This window comes from Streptomyces sp. RLA131, from assembly GCF_056270125.1.
In genome coordinates this window covers 1,172,501-1,189,915 of sequence record NZ_JBWDOQ010000002.1, presented here as the reverse complement: position 1 = coordinate 1,189,915, position 17,415 = coordinate 1,172,501, and the positions used below count along the sequence as shown (strand labels likewise).

The 17,415-nt window shown below is 73.8% G+C and carries 13 protein-coding genes and 1 pseudogene (1 of these 14 running past the window's edge); 5 read left to right on the top strand and 9 right to left on the bottom strand.

Annotated features, from left to right (window positions below; all coding sequences use genetic code 11):
• Positions 1-13 precede the first annotated feature (13 nt).
• The 3 genes from RWE79_RS06325 to RWE79_RS06315 form a co-directional block, all read right to left on the bottom strand.
• Positions 14-742 carry an MIP/aquaporin family protein gene (locus RWE79_RS06325; RefSeq protein WP_475939019.1) on the bottom strand — a complete coding sequence of 243 codons (729 nt, stop codon included), beginning with the start codon at positions 740-742 and terminating at the stop codon, positions 14-16.
• Positions 743-1,014: 272 nt separating this feature from the next.
• A complete protein-coding gene (locus RWE79_RS06320; RefSeq protein ID WP_475939018.1) occupies positions 1,015-2,205 on the bottom strand; it encodes a lipid-transfer protein in 1,191 nt (396 codons plus the stop codon).
• On the bottom strand, positions 2,202-2,681 hold the full coding sequence (locus RWE79_RS06315; RefSeq protein ID WP_475939017.1) for a Zn-ribbon domain-containing OB-fold protein: 480 nt from the start codon (positions 2,679-2,681) through the stop codon (positions 2,202-2,204). The genes RWE79_RS06320 and RWE79_RS06315 overlap by 4 nt, the downstream gene beginning before the upstream one ends.
• 125 nt (positions 2,682-2,806) lie before the next feature.
• Here RWE79_RS06315 and RWE79_RS06310 point away from each other — a divergent pair, with 125 nt between their 5' ends.
• Positions 2,807-3,793: an NUDIX hydrolase gene (locus tag RWE79_RS06310; RefSeq protein ID WP_475939016.1), complete on the top strand. Its 987-nt coding sequence runs from the start codon at positions 2,807-2,809 to the stop codon at positions 3,791-3,793.
• An 887-nt stretch (positions 3,794-4,680) separates the two neighbouring features.
• Entirely contained in the window at positions 4,681-5,232 is a 552-nt protein-coding gene (locus RWE79_RS06305; protein WP_475939015.1) for an NUDIX domain-containing protein, read from the top strand.
• Here the strand turns inward: RWE79_RS06305 and RWE79_RS06300 are convergent.
• Positions 5,190-7,535, bottom strand: a complete 2,346-nt coding sequence (locus RWE79_RS06300; protein ID WP_475939014.1) for a glycoside hydrolase family 31 protein — start codon at positions 7,533-7,535, stop codon at positions 5,190-5,192. The two genes, RWE79_RS06305 and RWE79_RS06300, sit on opposite strands and share 43 nt — an antisense overlap.
• A gap of 221 nt (positions 7,536-7,756) precedes the next feature.
• Here RWE79_RS06300 and RWE79_RS06295 point away from each other — a divergent pair, with 221 nt between their 5' ends.
• Positions 7,757-9,895: an acetoacetate--CoA ligase gene (locus tag RWE79_RS06295; protein WP_475939013.1), complete on the top strand. Its 2,139-nt coding sequence runs from the start codon at positions 7,757-7,759 to the stop codon at positions 9,893-9,895.
• A 220-nt stretch (positions 9,896-10,115) separates the two neighbouring features.
• On the opposite strand, the gene RWE79_RS06290 is transcribed toward RWE79_RS06295, so the two are convergent.
• Complete coding sequence (locus RWE79_RS06290) at positions 10,116-11,435, bottom strand: aminotransferase class I/II-fold pyridoxal phosphate-dependent enzyme (RefSeq protein ID WP_475939012.1); 1,320 nt, start codon at positions 11,433-11,435, stop codon at positions 10,116-10,118.
• A 50-nt stretch (positions 11,436-11,485) separates the two neighbouring features.
• Here RWE79_RS06290 and RWE79_RS06285 point away from each other — a divergent pair, with 50 nt between their 5' ends.
• Positions 11,486-12,826 (top strand): MFS transporter, encoded by a 1,341-nt coding sequence (locus RWE79_RS06285; protein ID WP_475939011.1) that lies wholly within the window; start codon positions 11,486-11,488, stop codon positions 12,824-12,826.
• Here the strand turns inward: RWE79_RS06285 and RWE79_RS06280 are convergent.
• Positions 12,816-13,558, bottom strand: a pseudogene (locus RWE79_RS06280) (SDR family oxidoreductase). The gene RWE79_RS06285 and the pseudogene RWE79_RS06280 sit on opposite strands and share 11 nt — an antisense overlap.
• Positions 13,559-13,585: 27 nt before the next feature.
• On the bottom strand, positions 13,586-14,173 hold the full coding sequence (locus RWE79_RS06275; protein ID WP_475939010.1) for a TetR/AcrR family transcriptional regulator: 588 nt from the start codon (positions 14,171-14,173) through the stop codon (positions 13,586-13,588).
• Between the two features lie 137 nt (positions 14,174-14,310).
• On the opposite strand from RWE79_RS06275, the gene RWE79_RS06270 reads away from it, so the two are divergent.
• A complete protein-coding gene (locus RWE79_RS06270) occupies positions 14,311-15,267 on the top strand; it encodes a hypothetical protein (RefSeq protein WP_475939009.1) in 957 nt (318 codons plus the stop codon).
• Between the two features lie 114 nt (positions 15,268-15,381).
• On the opposite strand, the gene ptsP is transcribed toward RWE79_RS06270, so the two are convergent.
• Together ptsP and RWE79_RS06260 are read right to left on the bottom strand one after the other, a co-directional pair.
• Entirely contained in the window at positions 15,382-17,052 is a 1,671-nt protein-coding gene (gene ptsP, locus RWE79_RS06265) for a phosphoenolpyruvate--protein phosphotransferase (RefSeq protein ID WP_475939008.1), read from the bottom strand.
• Between the two features lie 60 nt (positions 17,053-17,112).
• On the bottom strand, positions 17,113-17,415 hold the 3' portion of the coding sequence (locus RWE79_RS06260; protein WP_475939007.1) for a PTS sugar transporter subunit IIA. The gene runs 147 nt beyond the window's last position; the window shows 303 of its 450 coding nt (coding positions 148-450); its start codon lies off the right edge, out of view; it ends in the stop codon at positions 17,113-17,115.

Below are 17,415 nucleotides of genomic sequence, written 5' to 3'. Positions count from 1 at the left end.
CACTTGGATCGACTTAGAACGCGGCGTTGTAGATGAGCCCGGAGAGCGCGCCGCCGATCAGCGGGCCCGCCACCGGGATCCAGGCGTAACCCCAGTCGGAGGTGCCCTTGTTGGGGATGGGCAGCAGCGAATGGACGACACGGGGCCCGAGATCGCGGGCCGGATTGATCGCGTAACCGGTCGGGCCGCCCAGCGACAGGCCGATCCCGACCACCAGCAGGGACACGACCAGCACCAACGTGCCGGACTCGCCGAGCCCCTTGGTGAGCCCGAAGGCCAGGATCGGCAGCACCAGGCCGATGGTCGCGATGACCTCGGTGAGCAGGTTCTGCCAGGGCACCCGGATCTCCGGAATGGTGGAGAAGATGCCGAGGGTCGGCAGCGCCTTGCCCTCCTCCGAGCCGGCCGCGAACTGGCCGTAGTAGGTGAGCCAGCACAGTACGGCGCCCAGCATCGCGCCGATCAGCTGGCCCGCGATGTAGACCGGCACCTGGTCCCAGTCGCCGGTGTCGACGGCGATGCCCAGGGTGACGGCGGGATTGAGGTGACCGCCCGACAACGGGGCGGCCGTGTACGCGCCGGCCAGGACGCCGAAGCCCCAGCCGAAGGCGATGACGACCCAGCCGGCGGATCTCGCCTTGGAGTGGTGCAGGGTGACGGCGGCGCAGACGCCTGCGCCGAAGAGGATGAGGATCGCGGTTCCGATGATCTCGCCGACGAAGATGTCCGTGTTGGAATGCATGGCGGCTCCTATGTGCGGTCCAGGGTGCACCGACCGAGCTCCCGGCCCGCCCGGGGGTTGTCCCGCCACCGGTAGGGCCGTCCGTGCCACCCGGCATACTTCCCCCGGGGTGCGGGACCGTCAAGGCCGCGAACGGGCTGGCGGCCGGGGCCGGTCGTCGAAGTCCGGCCCGGCCTACGGCAGTTCCCCCGGCTCCGGCCGCCGGGGGCGGCTTCCCACTGATCCCCGGTGATCCCCGGTGATCATCACCGATCACCGATCACCGATCCTCGCTACCGCGCCACGACCACCGCCGAGCCGTGTCCGAACAGCCCCTGGTTCGCGGTGATCCCCACCCGGGCCCCCGGCACCTGGCGGCCGCCCGCCGAGCCGCGCAGCTGCCACACCAGCTCGCACACCTGGGCGATGGCCTGCGCCGGAACCGCCTCGCCGAAGGAGGACAGCCCGCCGCTGACGTTGACCGGGATCCGCCCGCCGAGCGCGGTCGCGCCCTCGCGCAGCAGCTTGGCGCCCCCGCCGGCCGGGCACAGGCCCAGGTCCTCGTACCACTGGAGTTCCAGGGCGGTCGACAGGTCGTAGACCTCCGCCAGGTCCAGGTCCTCCGGGCCGATGCCCGCCTCCTCGTACGCCGCCGCCGCGATGGACTCCCGGAACGCGGCGGCCGGCGGCTCCACGGCGGCGGCCGAGTCGGTGGCGAAGTCGGGCAGGTCCAGCACGGTGCACGGGTAGTGGGCGCTGACCGTCGAGACGGCACGGATCCGGACCGGTTCGGCGCTGCCGTGCCGGCGCGCGAAGTCGAGGGTGGACAGCACGAGTGCGGCCGCCCCGTCGGAGGTGGCGCAGATGTCGAGCAGCCGCAGCGGGTCGGCCACCACCGCCGAGGCCGCCACCTCCTCGGCGGTGACCGGCCGGCGGTAGCGGGCGTTGGGGTTGAGGGCGCCGGCCGCCGCGTTCTTGACCTTGACGTGGGCGAAGTCCTCGGCGGTGTCGCCGTGCACGGCCATCCGGCGACGCGCGTACAGCCCGAAGTACGCCGGGTTGACCGCCCCGAGCACCCGGAAGCGCAGCCAGTCCGGATCGTCCGGGCGCTCGCCCCCGGCCGGGGCGAAGAAGCCCTTGGGCGCCGCGTCCGCGCCCACCACCAGAGCCACGTCCGCAGTCCCGGCGAGCAGGTGGGCCCGTGCGGTGTCGACGGCGTGGGCGCCCGAGGCGCAGGCCGCGTACACGCTGGCGACGCGGGCGCCCTGCCGGCCCAGGGCCTGGGCGAAGGTGGCGCCCGCGACATGTCCCGGGTAGCCGCCCCGCACCGTGTTGGCGCCCACCAGCAGCTGCACCTGGGGCCAGCGCAGCCCCGCGTCGGCCAGGGCGGCACGGGCGGCCGCCACCCCGTAGTCCACGAAGGAACGGCCCCACTTGCCCCACGGATGCATCCCGGCCCCCAGGACCGCCACGTCCCCGCTCATGCCGGGCCCCCGACGGGCCGCCACTGCCAGGTCGTCCAGATGTGCCCGTCGTCCTCGCCCAGCACCCCGGGCACCACCTCGACCTCCGCGCCCACCTCCAGGTCGGCCGGGCGGACCCCGGGGGCGGCCTGCCCGAGCACCACCATGCGTTCCGCCGCCAGTTCCACGGCCACCAGGGTGAACGGCTCCCAGGGGCGGCCCGGATCGGAGACGTACGGGGCGGGTGGCCGGTACCGCACATCGGTGTACGACCACACCCGGCCCCGCCGGGACAGTGGCGTCTCCTCCAGTTCCGTGCCCCCGCAGGCGGGGTTGCCGCAGTGGCTGTCGCGCCGGGGGAAGAACACCGCCCCGCAGTCCCGGCACCGGGTGCCGAGCAGCCGGAAGGCCGACGGCCCGGTACCGGCCTCGGTTTCCGCTTCCGCTTCCGCTTCGGTGAACCAGCCGTGGACCACCGGTGTGCGCTCCCGCGCCATGTGCGCCTCCCGACACTGATCTGACGGAACGTCAGAAGTCTGTCAGGCGGGGTCGACACTGTCAGTACCCACTGCTATGTTCTTCTCAGTTGGAGAACAACAGGGAGAGTCGAGGGGGTGGAGCGATGGCCGCGCGGCAGGATGAGGAGGCCTTCCTCGCCACCTACGACCCGCATGCCTTCGAGCCCGTCGCAGTCACGGTGGACATCGTTGTCCTGACGCTGCGCCAAGGCGCCCTGCACGTGCTGCTGGTGCGCCGGGGCGGCCCGCCCTTCGAGGGCTCCTGGGCGCTGCCCGGCGGCTTCGTCAAGGCCGGTCGGGAGTCCCTGGACGGCGCCGCCGTCCGTGAGCTCGCCGAGGAGACCGGCCTCGACGCCGAGCACGGCCTCGGCCGGGTGCATCTGGAGCAACTCGGTTCGTACGGCGGCCCGGAGCGCGATCCGCGGATGCACGTCGTCTCCGTCGCGTACCTCGCCTTCGCCCCGGGGCTGCCCGACGCCCGGGCCGGCAGCGACGCGGTGGCCGCCGAGTGGATACCGGTCGCCGGGCTCGCGGGCGCCGTACCCATGGCGGCGCCGAGCGCGGCCCCGATATCGGCAACGAACCCGGCAACGGCCACGGCGGCGACCCCTGCTGCCACCCCTGTCGCCACCCCTGCCGCGGCGCCGACCGCAGAACCGGACGCGGGCCGACCGCGTCCCCACGAACAGGGCCGGCCGGCCGGGGCCCACGGGGGTGGTCCCGGCCGCCGGCCCGCCACCGGCCCCCCGGCCCGCGCCCTCGCCTTCGACCACGCGCTGATACTGGCCGACGGCCTCGACCGCGCCCGCGCCAAGATCGAGTACTCGCCGCTCGCCACCGCCTTCCTCACCGCCGAGTTCACCATCACCGAACTGCGCGAGGTCTACGAAGCGGTCTGGGGCACGACCCTCCACGCGGGGAACTTCCACCGCAAGGTGCTCTCCGTCCCCGGCTTCGTCGAGTCCACCGGCGGCACCGCCACCCGCGGCGGCTCCCGGGGCGGCCCCCGCCCCCGCCTCTACCGGGCCGGTGACGCCCGCCTGCTGCACCCCGCCCTGCTCCGGCCCGACCGTGAGGACAGCGTCCGCTGACCGGCGCGCCGCCCGGGCACGCTCAGCTGTAGTGCCACCACCCCTCGGCGAGTTGACGGAACCGACCCCCTCCAGGGTGCCCCGCAGCAGCAGCCGGTCGGCCGCCTGTGCGCCCCGGGTCCGCGGATCCCGTGTGTACGACAGGGGGCCGATGCGGCCGAACCCGGTGCCGGTGCCCATGTCCGCCGAGTTGTCCGGAAACCGCTCCTCCCGCGGGGCGTGGCACAGCACCAGCGGCTCGCCGGGCCGGTAGCGCCGTACGGGCCGGACGGGTGGCCGCGCGATCGTCAGGCCGGTGGTGCTGCCGCGGCGGTGCCCGGACCGTTCGGCGATGTAACCGTGCGGGAAGAGCCTCGACTTGTCGACATCGCGGTAGAACTCCCGTTTCATCGTCCGGTCGCCGAGATCCTTCGCCCACGCCACGAAACGGCCGACCGCCACCCGCTGCGGCCGGTAGCAGTCGTACACCCTCAAGGTGTGCTCCCGCCGCAGCAGTTGGAGCCGGGCGCGATGCGGCGCCTCGGCAGCCGGCCGGGCCGCGAGGCACAGCGGCCGGCGGTAGCCGTCGACGCGCGCGCCGGTGAAGTTGTGGAGGGTGGAGTAGCGCGACTCCTCCAGGATCGTGGGATCCGCATCGCTCCAGCGCGACGAACTCGGCGGGAGCCGGAGCGAGGTCGGCAGCGGGAGCCGGACGCGCTGCCGAAGCCCGCGCGGGACTCGCCGTCGCCGGCACCAGGAGCAGCACGAGCGCCACGGCCCGCGCACGCGGCCGCCCCCGCGACACCCCTGCGGCACCCGTGACATCCCGGCCCGCGAAGGGATCTCCGACATGACCTCCGTCCACCACCGCACCCCGACGAAGCGGGAACATCCGCTAAAGTCCGCCCGTGATCAGCCATCAGAAGGACTCGCACTGCTCCTCGTGCGGCACCGCCTTCCCGCCCGATCCCGGCTGGCCCCGCACCTGCGCCGGCTGCGGCGCGGTCGCCTACCGCAACCCCCTCCCGGTCGCCGTCGCACTGCTGCCCGTACGCGATCCCGAGCACGGCGCCGGACTCGTGGTCATCCGCCGCACCATCGAGCCGCGCCGCGGCCTGCTCGCCCTCCCCGGCGGCTTCGTCGACCACGGCGAGACCTGGCAGCAGGCCGTCACCCGCGAACTCGCCGAGGAGACCGGCATCGCAGCCGACCCCGGGGACGTCACCCTCGCCGACGCGCTCACCGACTCCGAGGGCGGCCATCTGCTGCTCTTCGGCCTGCTCCCCGAGCGGCCCGCACACGCCCTGCCGCCGCCCCGCCCCACCGACGAGACCGAGGACCGGCAGCTCGTGCACGCCCCCACCGACCTGGCCTTCCCCCTCCACACCCAGGCCGTCCGCCGGTGGTTCCAGGGCCGCTACCCCGCGCCGCCCGCGTCCCCGCGCACCCGGACCGGGTAACCCACCTCCCCGTCGCCCTCCCGCTCGACCAGCACGGCCCCGTCCACCAGCCGGGTGGTGAACTGCTCGATACGCGGCTCCGCCCAGCCGTCCCCGTCGTCGCCGATCAGCAGCCCGCCCCCGCCGCGGGCCGCCGGAGCCCACACCTCCAGCTCGATCCCGCCGTCGGCCCCGGTCACCGGCAGCACCGCGCCCGCCCGTGCCAGTACCGGAATCCGCCCCAGCGGCGCGTCCAGCAGCACCTGCCCCGGCCCCTGGTACGCCTGGCCGGTCACCGTGTCGTACCAGCGCCCGCGCGGCAGCCGCAGACTCCGGACCACCGACCCCTGGTCCAGCACCGGCGCCACCAGCAGGGCGTCGCCCAGCAGAAAGGCGTCCTCGCAGGCCCGCAGCTTGCGGTCCTCGGGGTCGTTCCACCACAGCGGCCGTACGTAGGGGGCACCGGTCAGCCGGGCCAGATGTGCCAGCGTGTAGAGGTACGGCAGCAGCCGCTCCCGCTCCCGCAGCGCCGCCCCGGCGTGCTCCAGCACCTCGGGCCCGAACATCCACGGCTCACGGCGCCCGGCGTCGATGGCCGAATGCGTGCGCAGAAACGGGAAGTACGCCGCCATCTGCAGCCAGCGCAGATACATCTCCGGGCTCGGGAAACCGTCGAAGCCGCCCACGTCCGGCCCGGAGAACGGCACCCCGCACATCCCCAGCCCCAGCACCAGCGACAGCGAGGCCCGCAGCCCCGGCCAGCCCGTCGACACATCGCCCGACCAGGCACCGCCGTAGCGCTGCAGGCCCGCCCACCCCGAGCGCGAGAAGAGGAACGGCCGTGTCTCGGGGCGCAGTTCGCGCAGCCCCTCGTAACCGGCCCGGGCCATGGTCAGGGCGTAGACGTTGTGCGCCTCGCGATGGTCGCCGCCCCGGCCCTCCAGCGCGTGGCGGGCGGAACGGGGCAGGGTCGTCTCGCCGAACGCCGCGAAGGACACCGGCTCGTTCATGTCGTGCCACACCCCGGCGAACCCCTGGGCCAGCCGTTCGGCGTACAGCCCGCCCCACCACTTGCGCACCCGGGGGTCGGTGAAGTCGGGGAAGACCGCGTCCCCGGGCCACACCACCCCGCGCACCTGCCGGCCCCGCGCGTCCCGTACGAAGGCGTCCTCGGCGGCCCCGCTGTCGTACACGGGGTTGCCCGGTTCCCGCTTCACCGCCGGGTCGACGATCGACACCAGCCGGACCCCGTCGGCGGCCAGCTCGCCCGCCAGGCCCGGCAGATCGGGGAAGCGCTCCGGGTCGACGGTGAAGACCCGGTGTCCGTCCAGGTGGTCGATGTCCAGGTGCAGCGCGGCCAGCGGCAGCCCGCGGTCCCGGTATCCGGCCGCGACCCGCCGGACCTCGGCGGCCGAGCCGAAGCCCCAGTGGGCGTGGTGGTAGCGCAGCGCCCAGCGCGGCGGCACCGCCGGCCGGCCGGTCAGCGCCGTCCAGGCGGACAGGATCCGCCCCGGGGGACCGGTGACCACCCAGTAGCGCAGCGGACCGCCGTCCATCCGCACCTCGCAGCCGCCCCGCCGGTCGTGCCCCGACCCGGCACCCTCCTCGCCGTCGCGCAGCGACACCCGGCCGTCGGAGGAGTTGTCGTGGAAGACCAGGTGGCTGCCGGCGTCCGCCACCACCAACTGCACCGGCATGGTGATGTACAGCGGGTCGTCACCCGGTCCGAAGGCGCGGCCCGGGTCGGTGTTCCACAACCGGTAGGCACCCTCGCGGAGCCGGGGGCCGCCCGCGCGGCCTCCGAGCCCGAACACCGCCGCGTCGGCGGCCGTCTCCGAGCGCTGCACCCAGCGCGGGCCGCCGTCGAGCGGCCCGCCCACCGGATCCCACCAGCGCGGCGGCAGATCCCGCCGCAGCAGCACCCCGCCCGGCGTGCGGAACTCCACCGCCCCGTGCCGCGACACCAGCACCGTCACCCGTTCGGAGACCACCCGCCAGCCGTCCTTGTCCGGCTCGATCACCGCCCGGGTGTCCGCCTCCGGGCAGCCCTGCGCGAGCGCGTACGAGGGCTCCGCCTCGGCCCCGTCCCACCCGCAGAACACCGCGCCTCCCACCGCCACCCGCACCCGCAGGCTCGACCGGGCGAAGCGCACCACCCCGCCCCCCGGCAACTCCTCCGCGCCCTGCGCCATCCCGGGCACCCGGGCCCGCTCGGGGCCACGGCGGGGCAGATCACGCGCGTCGGTGCGGGCCCGCCGCCAGGCCGCCCGCAGGGCCCTCAGCCCGTTCACCGATCCGACCCGCACCAGGTCCCGAGCATCCATGAGGCCCACCCTTCCACCGTTTGCGTTCCCCGCGTCGTCCGTTCGTCCACCGTTCATCCGGCGGCCGCGCACAGGGAACCCCCACCGGATGTGGGGTGGCAGCCCTGGCGCCGAAGACGATCACGTGGCATCGTCCTGCCCAGCCGCGCGCGGGGACATTCCGCCCGGGCGCGGTCCAGCTGCACACCTCGCGAGGACGCGAACCGTCCGGGAGCCGCCCCATGAGCACCGCACCTGAGCCAGCCACCGGCCCGGAGACCCCGGAAACCCCGGAAACGCCCCCGGAGACCCCGGAAGCTTCCGAGAGCCGGGCGACGCAGGCGGCGCCGCCGCAGACCCCGCCGGACCGGCAGACCCCGCCTGCCCACCAGAGCCCGCCGGCCCACCAGACCCCCGAGCCCCTGTGGCGGCCCGGCCCCGCCCGTACCGCCGCCGCGCAGATCACCCGCTTCCAGGCCTGGGCCGCCGACCGGCACGGCGCCCCCGCCACCGGCTACCAGGAGCTGCACGCCTGGTCGGTGCGCGAACCGGAGACCTTCTGGACGGCGGTCGTCGAGTGGTTCGACGTCCGCTTCTCCTCCCCGTACGACACCGTGCTCGCCGACGCCGCCATGCCCGGCGCCCGCTGGTTCCCCGGCGCCACCCTCAACTACGCCGAGCACGCGCTGCGCCCCGCCCAGGACCCCGCCCGCGCCGGCACCCCCGCGCTGCTCTCGCTCGACGAACGGCACCACATCACCGGGACCAGCTGGGCCGAGCTGAGCCGGCAGGTGGCGAACCTCGCGGCGCAGCTGCGCCGCCTCGGTGTCCGCCCCGGTGACCGGGTCAGCGGCTACCTCCCCAACATCCCGCAGGCGGTCACCGCGCTCCTGGCCACCGCCGCCGTCGGTGCCGTCTGGACCTCCTGCGCCCCCGACTTCGGCGCCCGCAGCGTCCTGGACCGCTTCCAGCAGGTCGAGCCCGTGGTGCTGTTCGCCGTCGACGGATACCGCTACGGCGGCAAAACCCACGACCGCACCGCCGTCGTCGCCGAACTGCGCGCCGAACTGCCCACGCTGCGCGCCGTCGTCCACATCCCGGTCCTGGACACCCCGGCCCCCGGGGGCACCCTGGAGTGGGCCGCTCTCGTCGCCGGCGACGCCCGGCCCTCGTACGAGCAGGTCCCCTTCGAGCATCCGCTGTGGGTGCTGTACTCCTCCGGCACCACCGGGCTGCCCAAGGCCATCGTCCACTCCCAGGGCGGCATCCTGCTCGAACACCTCAAGCAGACCGGCCTGCACATGGACCTCGGCCCGGACGACCGGTTCTTCTGGTACACCTCCACCGGCTGGATGATGTGGAACTTCCTGGTCGGCGGTCTCCTCGCCGGCGCCACGATCGTCCTGTACGACGGCAGCCCCGGCTTCCCCGACACGGGCGCCCAGTGGGGCGTCGCCGAGCAGACCCGGGCGACCGTCTTCGGGACCTCCGCCGCGTACGTCATCGCCTGCCGCAAGGCGGGCGTCCACCCGGCCCGCGACCACGACCTGTCGGCGGTCAAGTGCGTCGCCACCACCGGTTCCCCGCTGCCGCCCGACGGCTTCCGCTGGCTGCACGACGAGGTCAAGGAGGACCTGTGGATCGCCTCCGTCAGCGGCGGCACCGACGTCTGCAGCTGCTTCGCCGGCGGTGTCCCCACCCTGCCCGTGTACGTCGGCGAACTCCAGGCCCCCTGCCTGGGCACCGACCTCCAGGCCTGGGACCCGTACGGAAAGCCCGTCACCGACGAGGTCGGCGAACTGGTCGTCACCAACCCCATGCCCTCGATGCCCATCGGCTTCTGGAACGACCCGGACGGCGCCCGCTACCGCGAGAGCTACTTCGAGATGTTCCCCGGCGTCTGGCGTCACGGCGACTGGATCACCCTCACCTCACGCGGCACCGTGATCATCCACGGCCGCTCCGACTCCACCCTCAACCGCCAGGGCGTCCGGATGGGTTCCGCCGACATCTACGAGGCCGTCGAACGCCTGCCGGAGATCCGCGAGTCCCTCGTCATCGGCGTCGAACAACCCGACGGCGGCTACTGGATGCCGCTCTTCGTCCAGCTCGCCGAGGGCGCCGAACTCGACGACGCACTCCGCGAAAGGATCAAGCACACCATCCGCGACCGGCTCTCCCCGCGCCACATCCCCGACGAGATCATCCAGGTCCCCGGCGTCCCGCACACCCTCACCGGCAAACGCATCGAAGTCCCCGTCAAGAAGCTCCTCCAGGGCACCCCGATGGACCGGGCCGTGAACCCGGGATCGGTGGACAACGTGGAACTGCTGGGCTTCTACGAGCAGTTGGCCCGCGAACGGTCGGGGCCGGCTGCCTGAGACCGCTGCACTGCACTGCGCTGCGCTGCACTGCACTGCGCTGCGCTGCACTGCACTGCGCTGCGCTGCGCTGCACTGCGCTGCGCTGCACTGCACTGCGCTGCACTGCGCTGCACTGCGCTGCGCTGCACTGCGCTGCGCTGCACTGCACTGCGCTGCGCTGCACTGCGTTGCGGGAACGGGGGAGCGGAGGGCGGGGCCGGCAGTGGCGCTCCGCCGACTACCCCCCGTACCCCGCCCCGTACTCGCCCAGCACCTCCGCGAAGTCCCCCGCCAGCCGCCGGGACTCCCGCGGCGTCAGCGTCGCCGTGGTGATCCGCACCCCCGGGCCGGCGGCCACCCGGAACCGGGCGCCCGCGGCGACCCACCACCCCCGCGACCGGAGCCCGTTCACCACCGCGGCCTCGTCCCGCACCGGGACCCACACGTTCAGCCCGCTCGCCCCGTGCGCGGTGACCCCGTGCCGTGCCAGTTCCGCCACGAACGCCGTCCGCCGCCGCGCGTACGTGTCCCGCGCGGCGGCCACCAGTGCGCTCGTCGCCGGGTCCGTCATGAGGAGGGCCACTGTCTCCTGGAGTACGTGGCTGACCCACCCGGACGTCAGCAGCATCCGGCCGTCATGCCGCGCGGACGTCGTCGGATCACAGGCGAGCGCGGCCCACCGCAGGTCCGTCCCCAGGTACTTGGTCACCGTACGGACCTGCGCCCAGCGCGCGAGGCCGCCCGAGACGAGCGAGTGCAGCGGCGCCCCGGCGATCTCGGAGGCGTGGTCATTCTCGACGACCAGCACGTCAGGCGCGCCGCGCACCACCTCCACCAGCGCCTGCCGCCGCCCGGCCGAGAACGCGCCGCCGTACGGATTCTGCGCACGGGGGCTGTAGATGACGGCCCGTGCGCCCGCGCGCAGCGCGGCCCGCAGCGGCTCGGGCCGTATGCCCTCGTCGTCGACCGCCACCGGCACCACGCGCAGCCCCAACGCCGGTACCAGATCGAGGAGATGGTGATAGCCCGGATCCTCCATGGCCACCGTGTCCCCCGGCCGCAGTTCCACGGAGAGCAGCCGCGCGACGCAGTCGAGCGCACTGTGCGCGAAGGACACCTGCCCCGCCGGAACGCCGTCCCGCGCGTACCACTCCCGCGTCAGCGCCTCCAGCTCCGTCAGCCGTGGTGTGGCCCGGTGGGAACGGGCACCCGGCGCCACCCGCACCGGCGGCAGCAGGTCGGGCAGGAACTGCGGGTCCGGATGGCCGCCGGCCACGTCCCGCAGCCCCGGCGGCACCTTGGGCGGCCTCCGCGACGCGACGGCCGGCGCCTCCGCCACCACCGTGCCGCCGCGCCCCCGGGTGACGACGATGCCGCGCTGCCGCAGCTCCCGGTAGGCCGTGGCCACCGTGCCGGGGCTCACGCCGAGCCGCTCGGCCAGCCCGCGGACGGGCGGCAGCGCGGAACCGGGGGACAGCGCGCCGTCGGCCACCCCCTGTTCGACGGACGCGGCAATTCCCTTGGCGGTCGTACCCGTGATCCCATATTGTATCGCCACAGAGTTAAGTATGTATCAATACAAACGCGGGATCAAGGGGGGGGCGGCGCATGCGTGCGAAGACGGGCCGGAACGCCCGGACCGAATGGCAGCACCGGATACCCGGCGGCCGGGACGGCCGCCGACTGCTGTGGGTGAGTTTCACGGACAAGGCCGGCTCCGGCCTCTGGATCGGCACTTCCGCGCTCTACTACACCTACGTGGCCGACCTCGGCCTGCACCGCGTCGGCATCCTCCTCGCCGTGGCCGGCGCCATCGGCGTCATCGGATCCCCGACAGCGGGCCGCGTCGCGGACCATGTGCCGATCACCGTGCTGCTTCCCGCCGTCCACGTCCTCCGCGCCCTGGCAGCCGTCGGCATCCTGTTCACCGGCTCCTTCTGGGCCCTGCTGCCCATCGCCGCCGTGGGCAGCTTCGGCGACCGCTCGGCATCGGTCCTCACCAAGCTCTACGTGGCCCGGGTGGCCGGCCCGGACCGCGCCCGCTACCAGGCCCTGCAACGCACCGTCGTCAACATCGGCTTCGGCGTCGGCGGACTCGCCGCCGCGGCCGCCCTCTCGATCGGGACCGACGGGGCCTACCGCGCCATGCTCATCGGCGACGCCATGTCCTTCGTCGGCGCCGCCCTGCTGGTCCTGCGCTGCGCCGAACCCCCCTCGCCCGCACGCGTGGTGGCCGCCTCCGACGGCCGGCCCGCACAGCCGACGGAGCTCCGGGCCAGCCCCTGGCGGGACCGCGGCTATCTCGCGTACACCGCCACCGAGACACTGCTGCTCCTGGACGATGTCTCCCTCAGCGTCGGGATGCCGCTGTGGATCGTCACCTCGACCCGGGCCCCGCACAGCCTCGCCGCGCTGCTCTTCGTCCTCAACAACGTCCTCGTGGTCCTGTTCCAGGTACCCCTGTCCCGCTTGGGCGCCACCGCCCGCAAGGCAGCCGCGTCGCTGCCGCTGCTCGCCGCCGCGTTCGTCGCCGCGGGCCTGGCCATGGCCGCGTCCACCGTTGACTCGCCCTGGATCGCCACCATCTCCCTGGTCGCCGCCGCGACCGCCTTCACCGCCGCCGAAATGGTCCACGCCGCGATCTCGTGGGAGCTGTCCATCGCCCTCGCCCCCGGCCGCTCCCAAGGCGCCTACCTGGGCGTTCACGGCCTCGCCTCCTCGACCGAACGCTCCGCGGGCCCACTGATCCTCACCTCCGGCGTCATGGCGGCCGGCCCCGTCGGCTGGCTCGGCCTCGGCGGCGCCCTCGCCGCGGTCGCCTACGGGCAGCGGGCGCTGGTCCGCCGCCGCCTGGACCGTCAGGACGCCGGGCAGCCCCCCGTGTCCGAAGACGTGTCCGAAGACTTCGCCGCCGGCTCCGGCGTCGCGCGGCAGGCTCCTACGCCGTAGCGCCGCCGTCCACGACCAGGTCGTGGCCCACCGTGAATCCCGACTCCGCCGACTCCGCCGACTCCGCCGACGCCGGCCAGAGCACGGCCGACACGGCCTCGGCGACCCGCCCCACCCTGCCGACCGGCAGCGCGGCCCCCAGCCGCCGCTCCCTGCCGGCCTCCGTCTCACCGGGCCGCAGCGACATCGGGGTGTTGACCGGTCCCGGGCTGACGGCGTTGATCCGGATGCCGTCCCCGATGTACTCCACGGCCGCCGCCCTGGTCAGCGCGGTGACCACCGCCTTCGAGGCCCCCGTACGCGGCCAGGCCCGGACGGCTGCTGTGCGCACCGATGCTGGACGAGGTGTTCACGATCGTCCCGCCGCCGTGCGCCCGCATATGGGCGATCTCGTACTTCATCGAGAGCCAGGCGCCGTTCGGGTTACCCCGATCACGGCCTCCCAGCACCGGCGTTGTTGAAGGCGACGTCCAGGCCGCCGAGCAGCCCCACGGCGCCGCTCACCATCCGCTCGGCCTCCCCGGCCACCGACACGTCGGCGACCACCGCCCCCGCGGTGCCGCCCGCTGCCTCCACGGCCGCCACCGTCTCTTTCGGCGGTCCCTCCCGGCGCCCCGCCACGACCACCGCGGCACCCTCACCGGCGAAGACCGGCGCCGCCACCCGCCCGATCCCCGAACCGCTCCCGGTGACCAGGACCCTCGCCGCTACGAAACGTAACCGCCGATCCACTATTGCTCGCCTCCCATAAAAAACCGATCAGTCAAAAATGCCGAGCGCCAAAGCCACCGCGTCCCGTACCCGCTCCGGCTCCGGCCGCGCCCGGCCGAGCACCCTCAGCCCCTGCAGCACCACCAGCAGAAAACGGGCCAGGGCCACCGGATCCCGGTCCCCGCCGAGTTCTCCCTGGGCCGCCGCCCGCATCAGCGCCGACGTCAGCCCGGTCTCCAGCCCGTCCCAGCTGGCCTCCACCCGACGGGCCGCCGCCGGATCCGCCCCGCCCAGCTCCACCGCCGTGTTGACCACGAAGCAACCGCGCCGCTCCCCGTCCCGTTCTCCGGCCGCCTCCGCCGCGAACCGCCCCACCAGCTCCCGCACCGCGGGCAGGGCCGGCCCCGGTCGCGACAGCAGGCGCAGATTCTCCTGCGCCACCCGGTCCCGGTAGCGGTCCAGCGCCCTGAGGTAGAGCTCGTGCTTACTGCCGTACGTGGCGTAGACGCTGGCCCGCCCGATCCCCAGGTGCTCCACCAGATCGGCCATCGACGTCGCCTCGTAGCCCCGCCGCCAGAACAACTCCAGCGCCGCGTCCAGAACCACGTCCGGATCGAACTCCTTGCTCCGTGCCATGAGCCGGACGCTAGGCCGGAACAGAACGAGCGGTCAAGAAAAAATCGCCCTCAGTGCCCACATCGTCACGTTGTGTTGTCAGTGGCCCCGCCTACCGTGATCAGGAAACCGCAGGAGCGCACAGGGGGAGTCACGTCATGGCGCACACCAGGAACCGCAAGCACACCAAGGACCGCCGTCCCAGGGGCCACGGCCGCCCGCCCGCCCACGCTGCCGCCACCCGCCGCGCCCTGAGGCGCGAAGTGCCCAGCACCGTCGCCCTTCTCGCCGACCCGCGCGACCTCGCCACCATGCGGGACTACCGCAGCTTCACCGCCTTCGCCGACCACCCCGAGTACCTGCGGGCCATGGAAGGACTGCTGCGCTCACTCACCGCCCGGGGCGTCCGCACCTCCGTCGGCCTTTTCGACCCCGACGACTACGCCGACTACTGCGCCGACACCGCCCAGGACCCCGACACACCCGCCACCCGCACCCGCTACACCGCCGAAGTCACCGCGGGCGGCCCCACGGTCCCGTACGTGGGACAGCCCCTCCACCACCTCATCACCCAGCTCGAACACGAGGCGGACCGCCGGGCCACCTGGGAGCACGCCACCGACCTGCTCGCCCACGCCGGAGCCTGCTCCGACTGCGGCCAGGACATCGCCCGCAGCTCCTTCGACCGGGCCTCGCACGCCCTGATGAGGCTGCTCGAAGCCGTGGGCCCGGGCAGCCACCACCTCGTATGCAGCGTCCCCGCCGACGGCACCACCCTGCTCGCCGCACTCCACGCCCGCGTCGACACCCGGGGTGACATCCACCTCCCGGAAGCCGAAGCCCTGGTCTGCTGCACCGTCCTCGCCGCCGGCCTGGCCACCGCCGCCACCGGCGGAGTCGTCCTGCGCACCACCACCTCGGACACCCCTGAGACCCCGGACGGCGGTGACCAGGTCCGGGGCTGGACCCTGCGGGACGGCTGGCTCCACCCGCTCACCGAGGCCCAGGTCTTCAACGCCTACTGCACCGACCCCGAAACCGGTGAACCGGTGCCCCCCGAGCCCGGCGTCGTCTACCTCCCCGGCACCCCCCTGCCACCGCCACCGCCCGACTGACCCCGCACCGAAAGCCGCACCGACGCCGTAGCAACGCCGTATCAACGCCGTATCAACGCCGGAGGGCGCCCCACCCCCAGGTGGAACGCCCTCCGGAGCCGGCCCGCGCCCGTGTCACTCCCCGGACAGCACCGCCTGCGCGGCACGCCGCGCCTCGTCCGCGGAGTCGGTCGCCCGCGCCGCGGCCGCCGCACGCTCGCACTGCGCCAGCGTGTGCTTGGCCAGCGTCGCCCGCACATACGGAATCGACGCCGCGCCCATCGACAGGCTCGTCACACCAAGACCCGTCAGCACGCACGCCAGCAGCGGATCGGAGGCCGCCTCACCGCACACACCACAGCTCTTGCCCTCGGCCCTGGCGGCCTCGGCCGAAGCCGCCACCAGGTCGAGCAGCGCCGGCTGCCACGGGTCCTGCAACCGCGAGACCGCACCGACCTGGCGGTCCGCCGCGAAGGTGTACTGCGCCAGGTCGTTCGTCCCCAGCGAGAGGAACTCGACCTCCTGCAGAATCGACCGGGCCCGCAGCGCCGCCGACGGAATCTCCACCATCGCGCCGAACTTCGCCCGCAGCCCCGCCTCCCGGCACGCGTCGGCGAACGCCTTGGCGTCGATCCGGTCGGCCACCATCGGCGCCATGACCTCCAGATACACCGGAAGCCCCTCCGCCGCCCGGGCCAGCGCACGCAACTGCGTACGCAGCACATCCGGGTGGGCCAGCAGCGTCCGCAGACCCCGCACACCCAGCGCCGGATTCGGCTCGTCCGCCGGCGTCAGGAACTCCAGCGGCTTGTCCGCCCCGGCATCCAGCACCCGCACCACGACCCGGCCCTCGGGAAAGGCCTCCAGCACCTGGCGGTACACCGCGCACTGCGCGTCCTCCGACGGCGCCTGCTTCGAGTCGTCCAGGAAGAGGAACTCCGTACGGAACAGCCCGACACCCTCGGCGCCGGCCTCCACCGCGGCCGCCACATCACCGGGACCGCCGACATTGGCAAGCAGCGGCACCTTGTGACCGTCCGAGGTCGCCCCCGGACCCGAGGAGGCGGTCAGCGCCGCCTTGCGCACGGCCGCGGCCTCCTCCAGCGCGGCCCGCTTCTCCGCGCTGGGCGCCACAAAGATCTCACCGGTGCTGCCGTCGACCGCGACGACCACACCCTCGGCCAGCTCCGTCGCACCCGGCAGGGCGACCACGGCGGGCACGCCCAGAGCCCGCGCCAGAATCGCGCTGTGGCTCGTCGGCCCGCCCTCCTCGGTCACAAAACCCAGTACCAGCGTCGGGTCCAGCAGCGCCGTGTCCGCAGGCGCCAGATCCCGCGCGATCAGCACATACGGCTCGTCACTGTCCGGCACACCCGGCATCGGCACGCCCAGCAGCCGCGCCACGATCCGGTTCCGGACGTCGTCCAGATCGGCCACCCGGCCCGCCAGATACTCCCCGGCACCTTCCAGCAGCGCGCGGTAGGTGGCGAACGCGTCGTACACCGCGCGCTCCGCCGTACTCCCCACCGCGATCCGGCGCTCCACATCCGCGATCAGCTCGGGGTCCTGCGCCATGAGCGCCTGGGCCTCCAGCACGGCCTGTGCCTCGCCGCCCGCCAGATTGCCCCGCGCGATCAGGTCATTGGCCACGGCTTCCACCGCCTGCCTGGCCCGTCCCTGCTCCCGCGGAGCCTCCTCCGGCGGAGTCTGCCTCGCCGGCGGCTCCAGGACAGCGGTCCCCATATGCCGAACCTCGCCGATCGCCACCCCGTGGCTGACACCGACGCCTCGCAGCGTTGTCTCCATCTCACCCGTCTCCGGTCGGTTGCTTCTCTTCTGAGTCGGGAGTGGCCATTCCCGGAGAGATTACTTCCAAAGGAACAGCTGCGCTCCGGCCACGACCTCGCCGTCCTCCACCAGCTCGCTCAGCACGTCCCCGGTGGCCTCCAGCGCCACCACCGGACACACCGGTGACTTCCCGGCTGCCACGACATCCGCCGGATTCCACCGCACGACGGCCTCGCCGCGCCGCACCCTGTCCCCCTTCGCCACCAGCAGCTCGAAGCCCGCTCCGTTCAGCTGCACGGTGTCGATGCCCAGATGCGTCAGCACCCCGTGCCCCTCGTCGTCCACCACGACGAAGGCATGCGGGTGCAGTGAAACGATCAC